Source organism: Duganella sp. BJB476 (assembly GCF_003416895.1).
Classification (GTDB): Bacteria; Pseudomonadota; Gammaproteobacteria; order Burkholderiales; family Burkholderiaceae_D; genus Rugamonas.
Genome location: NZ_QVIO01000003.1, coordinates 264996 through 280216, shown reverse-complemented (window position 1 = coordinate 280216; position 15221 = coordinate 264996). Strand labels below are relative to the sequence as shown.

The window sequence follows — 15221 nt, the reverse complement described above, 5'->3', positions numbered from 1 at the left end:
CGGGACTCCCTGTTATTTGGCGGTGCCGCGATCGGATGCGGCGGCGGAAGCGGATGCCGGGGCCGGGGCCGGGGCCGGGGCTGGAGCCGGAGCTGCGCCGGCGGGACCTTTCCACGGCTGCGGATTGACCGTGGCGCCGGGCTTGGCCTTCTGGAAGCCTTCCACCACGATGCGCTCGCCGCCTTTGAGGCCGGAGCTGACCACCCAGTTCTGGCCATCGTTGGCGGTGGCGGTGACCGGCTGCGCCAGCACCTTGTTGTCGGCGCCGACGATCAGCACCGACGAGCCTTCAGGGCTGCGTACCACGGCCTGCTGCGGCACGGTGATGGCGGCGTCGTTGACGCCCTGGTCCAGCCGCGCGCGCACGTACATGCCCGGCAGCAGGGTGCGTTGAGGATTCGGGAACTCGGCGCGCATCGATACCGCGCCGGTGCTCTCGTCCACCGACACGTCCGAGAACAGCAGCTTGCCCGCCTGCGGGTAGGCCTGGCCGTCTTCGGTGACCAGTGTGACGCGCGCCTCGTTCTTGCCGGCGCCCTTGATCTTGCCGCTGGCGAGCGCGCGTTGCAGTTGCAGCAGCTCGGTCGACGACTGGGTGATGGTGACGTAGATCGGGTCCAGTGTCTGCACGGTGGCCATCGGCGTCGCTTCGCCTTGTCCCACCAGCGCGCCCTCGGTCACCAGCGCACGGCCGATGCGACCGGAGATCGGCGAAGTCACGGTGGCGTAGCCCAGCGTCAGGCCGGCGTTGGTGCGCGCGGCCTTGGACGTGGCCAGGTCGGCGGCGGCCTGCTTCTGCGCGGTGACGGCGTCGTCGTATTCCTGCTGGCTGACGGCTTGCGCCGCCAATAACGGTTTATATCGTTTTACCTTTAAATCGGCCTGGGCCAGGTTGGCCTCGGCCTTGGCGACGGCCGCCTGCGCGCTGTCGTAGGAAGCCTGGAAGCTGGCGGGATCGATGCGGAACAGTACCTCGCCGGCCTTGACGTCGCCGCCTTCCTTGAACACCCGCTGCAGCACGATGCCGGCCGTGCGCGCGCGCACCTGCGCGATGCGCGACGCTTCCGTGCGGCCCGGCAGTTCGGTGCTGAGGGTGACGGCGGCGGGAGCGACGGTGATCACGGCGACAGTGGCGGGCGGCGGGGCGCCGGGAGCGGCTGCTTTGTCGCCGCAGGCGGCCAGCAGGGATAAGGCGAAAACGGCGGAGGCAATTGCAGTGTAACGAGGTACTAATCTCATGGACGGTTCTCGTAAAAAGTTTTATATGGTGCGCTTGATCGGCCAGGCGGGGTGGCTGGCTGAGGTTGCAATATTGTAATACAGCTAGTTATGTAACGTTTTGTATAGATATAAAACAAAAAAGCGGTAACACGGCCTACGCCGCGTTACCGCTTTCCCATCCTGGCCGGCGCTGGATCAGCGCATGCCGGAGATGATTTGCTTCAGCTTGCCCGAGTCGGCGCAGAAGGCGCGGATGCCTTCGCCCAGTTTCTCGGAAGCCATCTGGTCTTCGTTCAGCTGGAAGCGGAAGGTCTTCTCGTCCTGCGACAGCTTGATGATGCCGGCGGCCGGTGCGCTCTCGGCGCTCAGCTTGCGTTCGACCGGGGCGTTGGTGTCGGCCAGCTTTTGCAGCAGGTCGGGGCTGATGGTGAGCAGGTCGCAGCCGGCCAGTTCCAGGATCTGGCCGGTGTTGCGGAAGCTCGCGCCCATCACTTCGGTTTTGTAGCCGAACTTGCGATAGTAGTTGTAGATGCGCTTGACCGACTGCACGCCCGGATCTTCGGCGCCGACGTAGTCGATGCCGGTGGATTTTTTATACCAGTCGTAGATGCGGCCGACGAACGGCGAGATCAGCTGCGCGCCCGCTTCGGCGCAGGCGATGGCCTGGCCCAGCGAGAACAGCAGGGTCATGTTGCAGTGGATGCCTTCTTTTTCCAGGATCTCGGCGGCGCGGATGCCCTCCCAGGTGGCGGCCATCTTGATCAGCACGCGCTCGCGTTCGATGCCGGCCTGCTCGTACAGCTTGATGAGCTCGCGGCCCTTGGCCACCGAGCCTTCGACGTCGAACGACAGGCGGGCGTCGATTTCGGTCGATACGCGGCCCGGGATGATGCGCAGGATCTGCTTGCCGAAGGCGATCAGCAGGTGGTCGATGGTCTCGGCGATCGAGTTGTCGAGGTTGTCGCGCACGGCTTTTTCCAGCAGCGGCTTGTACTCGTCCTTCTGCACCGCCTTCAGGATCAGCGAAGGGTTGGTGGTGGCGTCGCGCGGGGTGTAGGCCTGGATGGACTGGAAATCGCCGGTGTCGGCGACTACGGTGGTGAATTTCTTGAGCTGTTCGAGTTGGTTCATGTGCGCTGCCAGTCGGTTAAGGGGAGTGAGGCTTGCCTTATTGTACTCAACCATGAACAATTGTTAAAGAATGCGAAATTCAACAGTCTCTATATTGACACGCAATAAAGCTCAGTTTGCCGTTTAGGCAATGCGGCGCCGTCATGGCGTCGATGTTATATTGCTGGCAATGTGAAAGGAATACTGATGACTCGCTGTTTCGTGCGGATCTGCCTGGCCTGCTTTGCGCTATCGATGAGCGTCGCCCGAGCCCAGGATGAGGCCGGATTGCTGATGGCGCGCGTCGAGGCGCCGCTCGATGCGCAGAGTTTGCCGGCATTGATGGAACGGCTGCACGTCCCCGGCGTCAGCATCGCGGTCATCAAGGATTTCAAACTGCATTGGGCGAAGGGATATGGCGTCGCCGACATGGAAACCGGGCGCCTGGTGGATACGGAAACCCGCTTCCAGGCGGCGTCCATCAGCAAGCCCGTGACGGCGCTGGCCGCCATGCGCCTGGTGCAGGAACACAAACTTGATCTCGACGCCGACGTCAACACCATGCTGAAGTCATGGCGTGTGCCCGCGTCGGAGTTGACGCGGACGCAGGCGGTCACGCCGCGTTCGCTGTTCAGCCACACGTCGGGCGCGGATGATGGATTTGGCTTTCCCGGCTACGCACCGGGTGCGCCGTTGCCTTCGCTGGTGCAGATACTCGACGGCCGTTCGCCATCGAACGTCGGCAAGGTGGTCTTCGCGCGCGCGCCCTTCGAGGCCTATAAATACTCTGGCGGTGGACTGGTCATCATGCAACTGGCGCTGACGGAATTGACCGGCTTGCCGTTTGAACGCTTGATGCAGTCGACTGTGCTGGCGCCGCTGAGGATGTCCAACAGTTCCTTCGAACAGCCAAGCTATGCGGCCCTGGCGCACGATGCGCAGGGGCGCCGCATGGAGGCGCCGTGGAAGCTCTACCCGGAGCAGGCCGCCGCCGGCTTATGGACCACACCGAGCGATCTGGCGAAATTCATCATCGAGATACAGACCGGCCTGCGCGGTGCGAAAGGCATGGTGCTGGAGCCGCGATACGCCAGGGAGATGCTGTCGCCGGCGGGCGTGGGACCATACGCGGTGGGCCTGACGCTAGGCCAGCGTGGCGACGGCTGGTATTTCACGCACAGCGGGTCGAACTGGGGCTATCGCGCCTGGATCAGCGGGCATGTTCGCAAAGGGTACGGCGTGGTCATCATGGCCAACGGCGACAATGGCATGGCATTGATGAACCAGATCGCCGACCGTGTCGCGACGGCCTATCACTGGGATACACTGGAAAAGCCTGTGGCCAAATAAGGGATGCATCCGGATGCCGGGTGAGGATTAAGCGGGGATGTCCTGGCCGAGAATGTTCGATTTCCTGAGTTCCTCCCTGATACTGTCCAGACGTTGGGGAATGCCCAATGCCTTGCGCCTGGCCCGCAGATACATGTCGTACAAAAAGTCATATTCCTCAGACCCTTCATCGACGCGCCAGATGTCCAGCATTTTTCCGTTCTTTTCTGTGAGCGCGAACGTTACGTATGCCAGCTTGCGTTCGTAATCATTGCCTATATCGAGAACAAGTTTGAAGCCGGCCACCTCGAATTCCAAACCAAATTGTTCCAAGGTCCATCTGATGCGCTCTTCATTTGTTGCTTTTGAGAGCCCTGCAATAATATCTTGGTATTCAATGGGAATTGTCATGATTGACTCCTGTATCCGCAGCGGCTGCCGCGAAAGTGCTGAACTGGGTATGGAGCTGAGATATCTCGTGTAGCGAGGTTTTGCGCTCGTCATGATGAAGAGTTTTTACCATAGCTGCGGTCTCAAATCTATCGTGTATCGAACACAGACTGTCGAATGCTTGCCGCCATGTTTCTGCGCTTGCCAACCGGTGCGCGGCATCAGTCGCATGAAACCGGGCGACCAGTTCACGGAGTTCGAATGCTGCGGTTGCGGCTGCTTCTATGTTTCCGGCTCGGACTAGATGCAATAGGTTGCGGGAGCGGCCGCAAATTTCCTGGATGTCGGCAACTGCATGAATCGCGCGCACGGCTGCAACGGCCTCCCTGGCGGCAGTCGTTGCAGCCTCGGCAGCCGTTCTCGCTTTGCCGATTTGCCACAGCGACAGGGCAAACCCGGCGATGGAAACGACCAAGCCGCTGACGCCGATGTAGTCCATGTGGGAAAAAGAGCCGGAGGTTAGAACAACCGCCAGCTTATCGCGGCCTTGATGTGGACGCTTTGCAGCAAAGCAGACGTCGTCGACGTCCGCTTTACTCTCAGCCGATGAAGGAATCGAATTGCAGGTCGAACTCTTGCAGGGCCTTCTGCGCGTTCTGCATCTTCTTGCGGAATTCGGGGCCGCGTTGCAGCGCCAGGCCTACGGCCAGCACATCGATCACCACCAGGTAGGCCAGGCGCGCCGAGATCGGTGTGTAGGGATCGATGTTGAAGATCAGGTCGATCGGGATCAGCACCGTCGCCATGTCCGCCAGCGGCGTGCCGGACGGCGCCAGCACGATGACGTCGGCGCCGCCGCGGCGCGCCAGCTTGATCGAGCGCACCAGCGACGGGCTGTTGCCGCGCTGCGAAATGGCCACCACCGCGTCGCCGGTGCGCAGCAGGGCGGCGGCGATGCTGTGGATGTGCGGGTCGGCATAGGCCACCGTCGGCACGCCGGAGCGGAAGAACTTGTGCTGTGCGTCCGCCGCCACGATGCCGGAGGTGCCCTGGCCGTAGAACTCGATCTTGTTGGCCTTGGACAGGATGTCCAGCGCCCGCTGGATCGCTTCCGGGTCGAGGTTGTTGCGCAGGTCCAGCAGGGTGTTGATCGAACGGCTGCAGATCTTGTTGACCAGGTCGGCCGCGAGGTCGTCCTGGGTCGGCTGTTCGTTCAGGCCGGGCAGGGCCAGCGCCAGGCCTTGCGCCAGCTTGAGCTTGAACTCATGCCAGCCGTCGTAACCCAGCGTGCGGCAAAAACGCACCACGGTCGGCTCGGACACCTGCGCGCTCTTGGCGAGCGCCGTGATGTTCTGGCTGACCGTCTGGCCCGGATGATCAAGCACGGCCAGCGCGACCTTGCGCTCCGATTTGGAGAGCGAGTCGAGCTGGGTGCGGATGGAATCTAAAAGCATTTAATCCTCAGGCAAAGCTTCTTCACGCCACTGCAGGCCGTCGCGGCCGATCAGGGCCGACGCGGCGGCCGGACCCCAGGTGCCGGAGGCGTAAGGAATCGGGAAGCTGTCGTCCGCTTCCCAGTTGTTCAGGATAGGCTCGACCCATTCCCACGCCGCTTCCAGCTCGTCGCCGCGCATGAACAGGGTCAACTGGCCGCGCAGCACGTCGAGCAGCAGGCGCTCGTAAGCATCCATGCGCGGCGACTTGAACGATTCGCGGAAGTCCAGCTCCAGCTCGGCCTGCTTCAGGCGCATGCCGTCGCCCGGCGTCTTCGCCATCAGGTTCATGCGCAGGCCTTCGTCCGGCTGCAGGCGAATCACCAGCGAGTTGGGCTGGAAGCTGTTGGTCGGCTGCGCGAAGATCGAATGCGGGATCTGCTTGAAGCGCACCACGATCTCGGCCAGGCCGTCGGCCATGCGCTTGCCGGTACGCAGGTAGAACGGCACGCCGGCCCAACGCCAGGTGTCGATTTCCGCCTTCATCGCCACGAAGGTCTCGGTGCGCGAATGTTCCGGCGCATCCGGTTCGTCGCGATAGCTCGGCACGGCCTTGCCATCGACGTGGCCGGCGCGGTACTGGCCGCGCACGATGTTCTGCGCCAGCGTGGTCGGGGTGAATTTTTTCAGCGAACGCAGCACCTGCAGCTTGGCGTCACGCACGGCGTCCGGCGCGATCGAGGTCGGCGGTTCCATGGCGACGATACACAGCAGTTGCAGCAAATGGTTCTGCAGCATGTCGCGCAGCGCGCCCGAGGTGTCGTAGTAGCCCATGCGGTTGCCCACGCCCAGCTTCTCGGCGATGGTGATCTGCACGTCGGAGATCCACTCGCGGCGCCACAGCGGCTCGAACAGGATGTTACCGAAGCGCAGGGCCAGCAGATTCTGCACGGTCTCCTTGCCCAGGTAGTGGTCGATACGGTAGATCTGCGATTCCTCGAAGACCTGGCCCACTTCGGCGTTGATCTGCTTGGCCGAGGCCAGGTCGCGGCCCAGCGGTTTTTCCAGCACCACGCGCGAGTTCTTGGTCACCAGCCCGTTGGCCTTGAGGTTCTCGCAGATCTGCGAGAAGATCGCCGGCGGCGTCGCCAGGTAGTAGACCTTGGTGATGGCTTCGTCCTTGCGCAGCGCCTCGACCAGCGACTTGTAGCTGTCGGAGTCGGTGGCGTTGAGCGACACATACACGATGCGGGCGGTGAACTTGGCCCACGCGGCCGGCGTCACTGCCGGCGATTTGATGTGCGGCTTGGACGTGGTCTCTACCGTGTGCAGGAAGTCCTGCTGGCTGGCGTCGGCGCGGCCGACGCAGATGATGCGGGCAGTGGCGGGCAAGTCATTGGCAACATCGCGGGCGTACATCGCGGGCAGCAATTTGCGCATCGCCAGATCGCCGCTGCCGCCAAACAGAACCAGGTCAAAATCGGTAAGAGCCATAATTATTCGCAGTATGTAGAGTGCTGAAAGAGGGATTACTAGTCGTGACTGTAAATTTACTACACGATTTGTCGTTTTGCAAGAAAATTTACTACATATGCTGCGACTGCAGCATATAGTTTATTCGATATATGCCGGCTCCGTGCGGCCGGCCACGTCGACGCGGATGGACAGCAGTTTTCCGCTGAGCGGGAACTGCGCCAGTTCCGGCGCCGGACGGGCGCCTGCGCTGGTGACGTACAGCGTGCGCAGGTCGGCGCCGCCGAAGGCCATCATGGTCGGGCAGCGCACCGGCAGCGCGATCTCGCCGATCAACTCGCCGGTGGGCGACAGCTTGACCAGGCGCGCGCCTTCGAACATCGCGACCCAGTAGTTGCCTTCGCTATCGACCGCGGCGCCGTCGGGACGGCCGCCGTAGTTGTTCTCCTTGTCCATCGAGAACTGGTGCAGCAGGTGCTGGTTGGAGACCGTGCCGGTGGCGACGTCGAAGTCCAGTTTGGTGACGCGGTGCGCGCTGGTGTCGGCGTGGTACATGGCGCTGTAGTCCGGGCTGAAGCCCAAGCCATTCGAATTGGTCATGCCGCCCGACCAGGCCTTGCGGATCGCGCCGCGTTCCAGCACGAACATCTCGGCGGCCGGCTTGTCGCGCGGCTCGTAGATGGTGCCGACCCAGAAGCGTCCGGCGCCGTCGACGTGGCCGTCGTTGAAGCGGGTGATGGCGGTGTCGTAGGGTGCGGCGGCGATCTCGGTCAGGCGTACTTCATCGCTGCTGGTGTCGAGGTGCGCGAAGCCGCTGCGCATGGCGACCACCAGGCCGCCCTGGTCGCTGACGGCCAGCGTGGCCGGTTCGCTCGACAGCTTCCATGAACGATGCGCGCCGCTGGCGGGATCGAGGCGGTGCACCGTGAAGGCGGGGATGTCGACCCAGTACAGCGCCTGCTCCTGCGCGTGCCACAACGGGCACTCGCCGGTTTGCATGACGGCGTCGTAGGCGATTTCGATGTGAGGTGTGCTCATGGTCTTAGATGTGCTGCGCAGCTTTGGCCATGATGATCAGGCCATTGGTGGAACTGTCGTGGCGTTCCGGCTTGATGTCGCCGGTCAGCTCCGCGTGGATGTTCTTGGCCAGTACCTTGCCCAGTTCCACGCCCCACTGGTCGAAGCTGTTGACGTCCCAGATCACGCCCTGCACAAAGGTCTTGTGCTCGTACAGCGCGATCAGCGCGCCCAGCGTGGACGGCGTCAACTGGTCCATCAGGATGGTGTTGGACGGACGGTTGCCGGGGAAGGTCTTGTGCGGCACCAGTTCGTCGATTTCGGCTTCGCTCAGCTTCTGCGCGGTCAGGTCGGCGCGCACTTCGCCGGCGGTCTTGCCGGTCATGAAGGCTTCCGATTGCGCGAAGCAGTTGGCCAGCAGCGAATCGTGATGTCCCGCCAGGTCATGCGTGGCGCGCAGCGCGGCGATAAAGTCGATCGGCGTGACGTCGGTGCCCTGGTGCAGCAGCTGGAAGTAAGCGTGTTGCGCATTGGTGCCGCACTCGCCCCACACCACCGGGCAGGTCGGCGTGTCGACTTCGGCACCGCCACGCGTGACGCGCTTGCCGTTGCTTTCCATGTCCAGCTGTTGCAGGTAGGCCGGGAAGCGGCTCAGGTCCTGGTGATACGGCGCGATCGACAGCGAAGCGGCGTTGAGGAACTGGCGGTTCCAGAAGCCGATCATCGCCAGCAGTACCGGCATGTTCTGCTCCAGCGGCGCCTCGCGGAAGTGTTCGTCCATCGCATGCGCGCCGCCCAGGAAATCGGTGAAGTAGCCGTAGCCCACCGCCAGCGCCACCGCCAGGCCGATCGCCGACCATACCGAATAACGGCCGCCGACCCAGTCCCAGAACGGGAACATATTGGCAGGATCGATGCCGAAGGCTTTGACCGCCTCGGTGTTGGTGGAGACGGCGACGAAGTGGCGCGCCAGGTCTTCTTCCTTGGCCGATTGCAGGAACCAGCTGCGGGCGGTGCCGGCGTTGAGCATTGTCTCGGCGGTGACGAAGGTCTTGGAGGCGATGATGAACAGCGTGGTCTCGGGATTGACCTGCGCCAGCGCGGCGTCCATGTCATGGCCGTCGACGTTGGAGACGAAGTGCATCTTCAGGCGCGGATGCGCATACGAACGCAATGCCAGCACGGCCATCTTCGGACCCAGGTCCGAACCACCGATGCCGATGTTGACGACGTCGGTGATCGGCTTGCCGGTGTGGCCCAGCCAGGCGCCGCTGCGCACGCGGTCGGTGAAATCCTTGATGTGGTCCAGCACCGCGTGCACGTCGTGCGCGATGTCCTGGCCGTCCACCGTCAGCGCCTTGCCGCGCGGCATACGCAGGGCCGTGTGCAGCACCGCGCGATGTTCGGTAAGATTGATCTTCTCGCCATTCAGCATGGCGTCGCGCTGGCGCTCCACGCCGCGTTCGCGGGCCAGGTCCAGCAGCAGGTCGATGGTGCTGGCGTCCAGGCGGTTCTTCGAATAATCGAGGAACAGGCCGGCCGCGTCCACCGTCAGTTTGGGGAAGCGCTGCGCATCGGCTGCGAACAGCTCGCGCAATTGCCAGTGTTTCGCGGTGGCGGCATGGGATTCGAGGGCTTGGAAGCTGGGAGTGGAGGTCAGTGCTGGCTGGCGCATAATTGAGTGGCGTCGTTAAGTCTGAGGGAGGGGATGCGTGAATGATACATGAAAATCCGGTAAATTCACTACGGTTCCGTCAAAACTATCCTTTCCGGGCTGCGCAGCGTGGGTGGTCTGATACCTCAGGCGCCAGCGGGATAATAAAAGTAGGCTGAATTCGAAATTTTGTAGTAAAATTTCACGGAATTCATTCATAAGGAACGATCATGGCGTTGCATCCAGTCCTAGAAACCGTCACCGCACGCATTATCCAGCGCAGCAAACCATCGCGCGGCGCTTACCTGGCCCATCTTGAAGCTGCCCGCGTCAAAGGCGTCCAGCGCGGCGCCCTGGCCTGCACCAACCTGGCCCACGGCTTTGCCGCTTTCCCCGCCAACGACAAGCTGTCGCTGAAGGAACTCAAGAAGCCATCGGTGGCGATCGTCTCGGCCTACAACGACATGCTGTCGGCCCACCAGCCGTTCGAAGGCTTCCCGGCGCTGATCAAGGATGCGGTGCGCGAAGTCGGCGCGGTCGCCCAGTACGCCGGTGGCACGCCCGCCATGTGCGACGGCGTCACCCAGGGCCAGCCGGGCATGGAACTGTCGCTGTTCTCGCGCGACGCCATCGCCATGGCGACCGCCATCGCGCTGTCGCACAATATGTTCGACTCCGCCGTCTACCTGGGCGTGTGCGACAAGATTGTACCCGGCCTGCTGATCGGCGCGCTGCACTTCGGCCACCTGCCTGCGGTGTTCGTGCCGGCCGGCCCGATGACCACCGGCCTGTCGAACTCCGAGAAAGCCAAGATCCGCCAGCTGTACGCGCAAGGTAAAGTCGGCCGCGCCGAGCTGCTGGAAGGCGAATCGCAGTCCTACCACAGTGCCGGCACCTGTACCTTCTACGGCACCGCCAACAGCAACCAGATGCTGATGGAAGTCATGGGCCTGCATCTGCCGGGCGCCGCCTTCATCACCCCGAACACCCCGCTGCGCGACGAACTGACCAAGGCTGCCGCCAAGCGCGCCGCCGTCATCACCGCGCAATCGCAGGAATACCTGCCGGTCGGCCATGTGGTCGATGAGAAGTGCATCGTCAACGCCATCGTTGCGTTGCTGACCACCGGCGGTTCGACCAACCATACGCTGCACCTGGTGGCCATCGCCAAGGCGGCCGGCATCGTCATCGACTGGAACGACTTCGACGAGCTGTCGAAAGTAGTGCCGCTGCTGACGCGCATCTACCCGAACGGCAACGCCGACGTGAACCACTTCCACGCCGCCGGCGGCACCGGTTTCGTCATCCGCGAACTGCTGGATGGCGGCCTGCTGCACGACGACGTCACCACCATCCTGGGCAAGGGCCTGCGCGCGCACTGCGCCGAGCCGTTCCTGGGCGAAGCAGGCAAGGGCGTGGTCTGGAAGGATTCGCCGACCGAGTCGGGCGACGAAGCGGTGCTGCGCAAGATCACCGCGCCGTTCTCGCCGGACGGCGGCACCGTGCTGGTACAGGGCAACCTGGGCCGCGCCGTGATGAAGGTTTCGGCCGTCAAGCCTGAGCATCAGACGGTGGAAGCGCCGGCGCTGGTGTTCAACTCGCAGGAAGATTTCATGGACGCCTACAAGGCGGGCCAACTCGATCGCGACTTCGTCGCCGTGCTGCGCTTCCAGGGCCCGCGCGCCAACGGCATGCCGGAACTGCACGCGCTGACGCCGGCGTTGGCCAACCTGCAAGACGCCGGCCGCCACGTGGCGCTGGTCACCGACGGCCGCATGTCTGGCGCGTCGGGCAAGGTGCCGGCGGCGATCCACGTGTCGCCTGAGGTGCTGGCCGGCGGTCCTTTGGGCTTGGTGCGCGACGGCGACATCATCCGCGTCTGCGCCCGCAGCGGCACGCTGGAGGCGCTGGTCGAATCGAGCGTATGGCATGCGCGCTCACTGGCCACGGCCGACCTGACGCCGAATGGCGTGGGCATGGGCCGCGAGCTGTTCGCCATGTTCCGCAACAGCGTGTGCGAAGCGGAGAAGGGCGCGACCACCTTCGCGCTGCCGTCGCCGATCGCCACCACGGTAGGCCTGCATGACAAAGACCCGGTCGGCAATACCGTGCCAGGTTCCGATGAAGATTACTCGATGAAGAAAGATGCGTAAATCATGACCATGACTCTGCTCGACATTATGCGTACCTCGGCCGTGATCCCAGTGATCGCGATTGACGAACCTGAACATGCAGTACCGCTGGCGCGCGCGCTGGTGGCCGGCGGCATCCGCGTGCTGGAAGTGACGCTGCGCACCAAGCACGGCCTGGCCGCGATCAAGGCCATGTCGGAAGTGGAAGGTGCCATCGTCGGCGTCGGCACCTTGACGCAGCCGGAAGAATTTGCCGCCGCGCGTGATGCGGGTGCGGTGTTCGGCGTGTCGCCGGGCTTGACGTCGGCGCTGATCGCCGCCGCCAAGAGCAGCGGCCTGCCGCTGCTGCCGGGCGTGATGACGCCGTCGGAAGTGATGGCGGCGCGTGAGCATGGCTTCCGTCAGTTGAAGCTGTTCCCGGCGGTGCCGGCGGGCGGCATCGGCATGCTGAACGCGATTGGCGGTCCGCTGCCGGACGTGATGTTTTGCCCGACCGGCGGCATCTCGCAAGAGACCGCGTCGCAGTTCCTGGCGCTGAAAAACGTGGCCTGCGTAGGCGGCTCGTGGCTGACGCCGAAAGACGCCATCGCCGCCGGCGACTGGCAGCGCATCACGGACCTGGCCAAGGCGGCCAGCGGCCTGCGGTAAGATCAAACGGCGCCTAGGGCGCCGTTTTACTGAGCAAGTCGCTCATGCGTTGCTGCCATCCTGGGCCGGTGGCTTTCCAGCGCTCGATAACGTCAACGGGGAGGCGCAATGATACATCTACCGCACCTCCTGCCGTTTGTTGCGGTTCCAGTTGCGTTATCCGTGTTGCTTGCCCTGAACGCATTTGTTTTGCTGACTCCAGTAAATCGCGTTGGAACTGTTCTTTCTCAGATGGCATCTCTAATTTCCTTTTTTAATTCGGCAAGGAAGGTTGTCGGTAGCTTGTCGAATTCGGATTTTGCATAGACGATAAGTAGCCAGATAACCTCGTCTGCACCGCAAAAATAGATCACTCTTGCCCCGCCTCGCTTGCCTTGTCCCCGCCGCGACCATCTTACCTTTCGGCACCCGCCACTGCCAGGAATAACATCACCCGCATCCGGATGGCTCGCGATCCACGATATGAACTCCGTGCGTTCGGTATCGCTCCAGACTTCGGCGGCGTAGCCGACGAAAACAGGCGTTTCAGCCACGGTTCGCATGATGAAATTCTACGCCGAACAGCCAGGCTGCGTGAGGAATTGCTATTGTCATCGAGGGCTCCGGAGGGGGCTTCCATAAGCGTAGCGCGGAGAGTAGCCAGGAGTTTTGATCCTTTCGATCAAACTGCGTAACGGAGGGACTCCTTCTCAGGAGTATTTGCTGAGCATCCTGTTAAACTTGTGCGGCAGACCATATTGCCAACCAATACGCGGAGGACGGGCATGCCCAGAAATTGGACGCAGGAGACATGGATACGTGAGACATCGACCATCAAGGCCAGCCAACGCTCGCTCTTGTTGCAGGCGGTCGATGAAAGCTTGCGCGCTTTTCAGTTTGCCAATGAGTTTAACAAACAGAAGGCGCTATATCTCCTGCAGGATGCTTACGATGACTGGGCCAGTTCCAAGGCCGACGTGCATGTGTCCGTACGCAATCGTAACGGTTCGCTGGCCGACTTCAAGGCCTGGATGAACGAGCAGCAGGCCCTGTTATTGCCGGCGATTGAGACCGGTTGGAACACCATGGCCAATTGCTATGCCTATGCCATGAAATGCAAGGTATTCGCCGGCCGGGTGCCAACCCCCGGCGTAGCTGCGGGACACAAGGTCGATTCAGCGGATCGGCGCTGGCAGCAACAACAGCAAAAAGTCCGCTACCACTACAGCTTGTTGGAAGGGGTGGTGGACGATGCGCGAGCGTGCGGCCGCACGGTCGAAATCCTGTCCGGGCCGGCGGACGGCGAATACCCTCCTGTTTCGTTTCCTCCGATCGCACGCGCCGGCAGCACGCATTATCTGGTCGGCATGGTGGCCAAGGATGACGGCTTTCATTTCATGCGGCGCGATTCGTCTACTGGCCTGTGGAGCCATAAGAATGGCGGTCTGGGCTCGGAGGTGGAAACCGGGGCGGCGCTTTGGCCGCCTTCCAAGCCCGGTCGTACTGCGCGCTATGTGCCGATCGATGACAATGTGGCCCAGGCATTGCTGGGGTGCCAATCGGGCAAATATGTGAACTTTGCGCATTTCCGTTTCGTTGGCTACCTGTTGGTACCCAGCGGAGGTATCACGGTTGGCGGTGCCTAGCGCGGTTAAGCGAGCGTATCAGCGGTTGGGATTCAAGGAATGCAGGCCCGCTTTGGCGGCGAGTTCCAGTATCGGCGCCGCTTGCTCACGGTTTTTGAAGTACAGGATGTTGGTATCGTCCCAGCCCGCCGCGTAGATGCAGCCCAGCTCCGGCAGGATGATGAATTGCGACGGCACGCCGTAGTCGTTGAAGCGCGACTGGCGCAGGAAGCCTTCGCGGTCGGTGTAGCGTTTCAGTACCGGCTTAGCCTTGGCCGGCCAGCGGCCGCGGTAGCGCAGCGTGTAGACCGGCGTCAGGTCGAACAGCGCCGCCCAGTGCTGCTCGAACTTCTTGTTGCGCTGTACGCGCTCCTGGCCTTCGAAACAGTCCAGCAGATGCCATTCGCTCTCGTCGTCGAGCCAGTGGTCGAACACGGAGATCGCCAGGCGCTCCATGCCGCCGTCCGAGTCCAACTCCCTGATTTGCTTCAATTGCGGAAACTGCCGATTGATTTCGACAGCGACGTTCGCGTCAACGCGAGACAGCATCTTCATAAACTTCTTTCATTGGTGACTGGGTCTTCAGCGCCGAAGTATATACGCTCAGCCGCCCAACACAAATGTGGCGAGGTATTTCGCCGGCACCGTTACCTCATACAGCGCGCCGGAGAAGGCCGCGACGATCAGCGTGGCGGCAGTGAAGCCGGAGACCATCAGCAGCGTCGTGGCGATGCGCATCGCCCCCGCGCCCAGGCGGTCGTGCGCCAGCCAGTGCAGCGCCCGCGCCAGATGGACCGTGATCGCCAGCACGGCAAGGAAGTAGTAGGGCATGAAGAAGTAGCGATACGGCAGCACGTGCAGGCCGGCGGCGGCATAGTAGAAGTTCGTATCCAGCCCGAGCTGCATGCGCCCGGCCAGCACCGCGCCCACGTGCACCAGCAGGAAGAACGCCAGGTACAGCCCTGAGCCAAGCTGCAACAGGTCGAGTCCTTCGTGCCGGTCGCGCCAGCGGCGGCGGACGAAGGTCAAGCCACTGCCGACCTGGCTGGCGACGCACAGCAGCAGGATGACTTCAACCACCCGGTTGCGGTACACGGCCCGAAACGCCTCCATGAAGTGGATGTGCGCCTCCGGGCTGCCGATCGCCAGCAGGTGGTTGAACAAATGCAGCGTCAAGAAAGCGCCGAGTACACCGGCGCCCGTGCGATGG

The 15221-nt window shown here is 62.7% G+C and carries 16 protein-coding genes; 4 read left to right on the top strand and 12 right to left on the bottom strand.

All coding sequences use genetic code 11. From position 1 onward, the window contains the following. Window positions 1-12: 12 nt before the first annotated feature. Together D0T21_RS14640 and tal are read right to left on the bottom strand one after the other, a co-directional pair. Window positions 13-1239, bottom strand: coding sequence for an efflux RND transporter periplasmic adaptor subunit (locus tag D0T21_RS14640; protein ID WP_116990344.1), 1227 nt, complete (start codon window positions 1237-1239; stop codon window positions 13-15). Between the two features lie 177 nt (window positions 1240-1416). Next, window positions 1417-2352 (bottom strand): transaldolase, encoded by a 936-nt coding sequence (gene tal, locus D0T21_RS14635; RefSeq protein WP_116990343.1) that lies wholly within the window; start codon window positions 2350-2352, stop codon window positions 1417-1419. Window positions 2353-2538: 186 nt separating this feature from the next. Here tal and D0T21_RS14630 point away from each other — a divergent pair, with 186 nt between their 5' ends. Continuing rightward, window positions 2539-3681, top strand: a complete 1143-nt coding sequence (locus D0T21_RS14630; protein WP_116990342.1) for a serine hydrolase — start codon at window positions 2539-2541, stop codon at window positions 3679-3681. Between the two features lie 27 nt (window positions 3682-3708). Here D0T21_RS14630 and D0T21_RS14625 read toward each other — a convergent pair whose 3' ends face one another. The 6 genes from D0T21_RS14625 to pgi form a co-directional block, all read right to left on the bottom strand. Next, on the bottom strand, window positions 3709-4071 hold the full coding sequence (locus tag D0T21_RS14625; RefSeq protein ID WP_147328108.1) for a hypothetical protein: 363 nt from the start codon (window positions 4069-4071) through the stop codon (window positions 3709-3711). After that, window positions 4055-4549 carry a hypothetical protein gene (locus D0T21_RS14620; RefSeq protein ID WP_116990340.1) on the bottom strand — a complete coding sequence of 165 codons (495 nt, stop codon included), beginning with the start codon at window positions 4547-4549 and terminating at the stop codon, window positions 4055-4057. The genes D0T21_RS14625 and D0T21_RS14620 overlap by 17 nt, the downstream gene beginning before the upstream one ends. A gap of 100 nt (window positions 4550-4649) precedes the next feature. Further along, entirely contained in the window at window positions 4650-5504 is an 855-nt protein-coding gene (locus D0T21_RS14615; RefSeq protein WP_116990339.1) for an SIS domain-containing protein, read from the bottom strand. After that, on the bottom strand, window positions 5505-6977 hold the full coding sequence (zwf, locus tag D0T21_RS14610) for a glucose-6-phosphate dehydrogenase (protein ID WP_116990338.1): 1473 nt from the start codon (window positions 6975-6977) through the stop codon (window positions 5505-5507). Between the two features lie 120 nt (window positions 6978-7097). Then, window positions 7098-7994 carry an SMP-30/gluconolactonase/LRE family protein gene (locus tag D0T21_RS14605; protein ID WP_116990337.1) on the bottom strand — a complete coding sequence of 299 codons (897 nt, stop codon included), beginning with the start codon at window positions 7992-7994 and terminating at the stop codon, window positions 7098-7100. Between the two features lie 4 nt (window positions 7995-7998). Next, window positions 7999-9648, bottom strand: a complete 1650-nt coding sequence (pgi, locus tag D0T21_RS14600; RefSeq protein WP_116990336.1) for a glucose-6-phosphate isomerase — start codon at window positions 9646-9648, stop codon at window positions 7999-8001. A 209-nt stretch (window positions 9649-9857) separates the two neighbouring features. Here pgi and edd point away from each other — a divergent pair, with 209 nt between their 5' ends. Further along, window positions 9858-11780, top strand: coding sequence for a phosphogluconate dehydratase (gene edd / locus D0T21_RS14595; protein ID WP_116990335.1), 1923 nt, complete (start codon window positions 9858-9860; stop codon window positions 11778-11780). A gap of 3 nt (window positions 11781-11783) precedes the next feature. Further along, window positions 11784-12407 carry a bifunctional 4-hydroxy-2-oxoglutarate aldolase/2-dehydro-3-deoxy-phosphogluconate aldolase gene (eda, locus tag D0T21_RS14590; protein WP_116990334.1) on the top strand — a complete coding sequence of 208 codons (624 nt, stop codon included), beginning with the start codon at window positions 11784-11786 and terminating at the stop codon, window positions 12405-12407. A 13-nt stretch (window positions 12408-12420) separates the two neighbouring features. Here eda and D0T21_RS14585 read toward each other — a convergent pair whose 3' ends face one another. After that, window positions 12421-12591 carry a BrnA antitoxin family protein gene (locus D0T21_RS14585; protein WP_229211509.1) on the bottom strand — a complete coding sequence of 57 codons (171 nt, stop codon included), beginning with the start codon at window positions 12589-12591 and terminating at the stop codon, window positions 12421-12423. A gap of 43 nt (window positions 12592-12634) precedes the next feature. Beyond that, a complete protein-coding gene (locus tag D0T21_RS14580) occupies window positions 12635-12949 on the bottom strand; it encodes a transcriptional regulator (protein ID WP_116990332.1) in 315 nt (104 codons plus the stop codon). 222 nt (window positions 12950-13171) lie between these two features. Here D0T21_RS14580 and D0T21_RS14575 point away from each other — a divergent pair, with 222 nt between their 5' ends. Then, the gene (locus D0T21_RS14575; RefSeq protein WP_147328107.1) at window positions 13172-14032 is read left to right on the top strand and encodes a hypothetical protein; all 861 of its coding nucleotides are present in this window, start codon (window positions 13172-13174) and stop codon (window positions 14030-14032) included. A gap of 18 nt (window positions 14033-14050) precedes the next feature. Here the strand turns inward: D0T21_RS14575 and D0T21_RS14570 are convergent, their stop codons facing one another. Further along, the gene (locus tag D0T21_RS14570; protein WP_116990330.1) at window positions 14051-14566 is read right to left on the bottom strand and encodes a hypothetical protein; all 516 of its coding nucleotides are present in this window, start codon (window positions 14564-14566) and stop codon (window positions 14051-14053) included. Window positions 14567-14614: 48 nt separating this feature from the next. Then, a complete protein-coding gene (locus D0T21_RS14565; RefSeq protein ID WP_147328106.1) occupies window positions 14615-15187 on the bottom strand; it encodes a hypothetical protein in 573 nt (190 codons plus the stop codon). Between the last annotated feature and the right edge of the window lie 34 nt (window positions 15188-15221).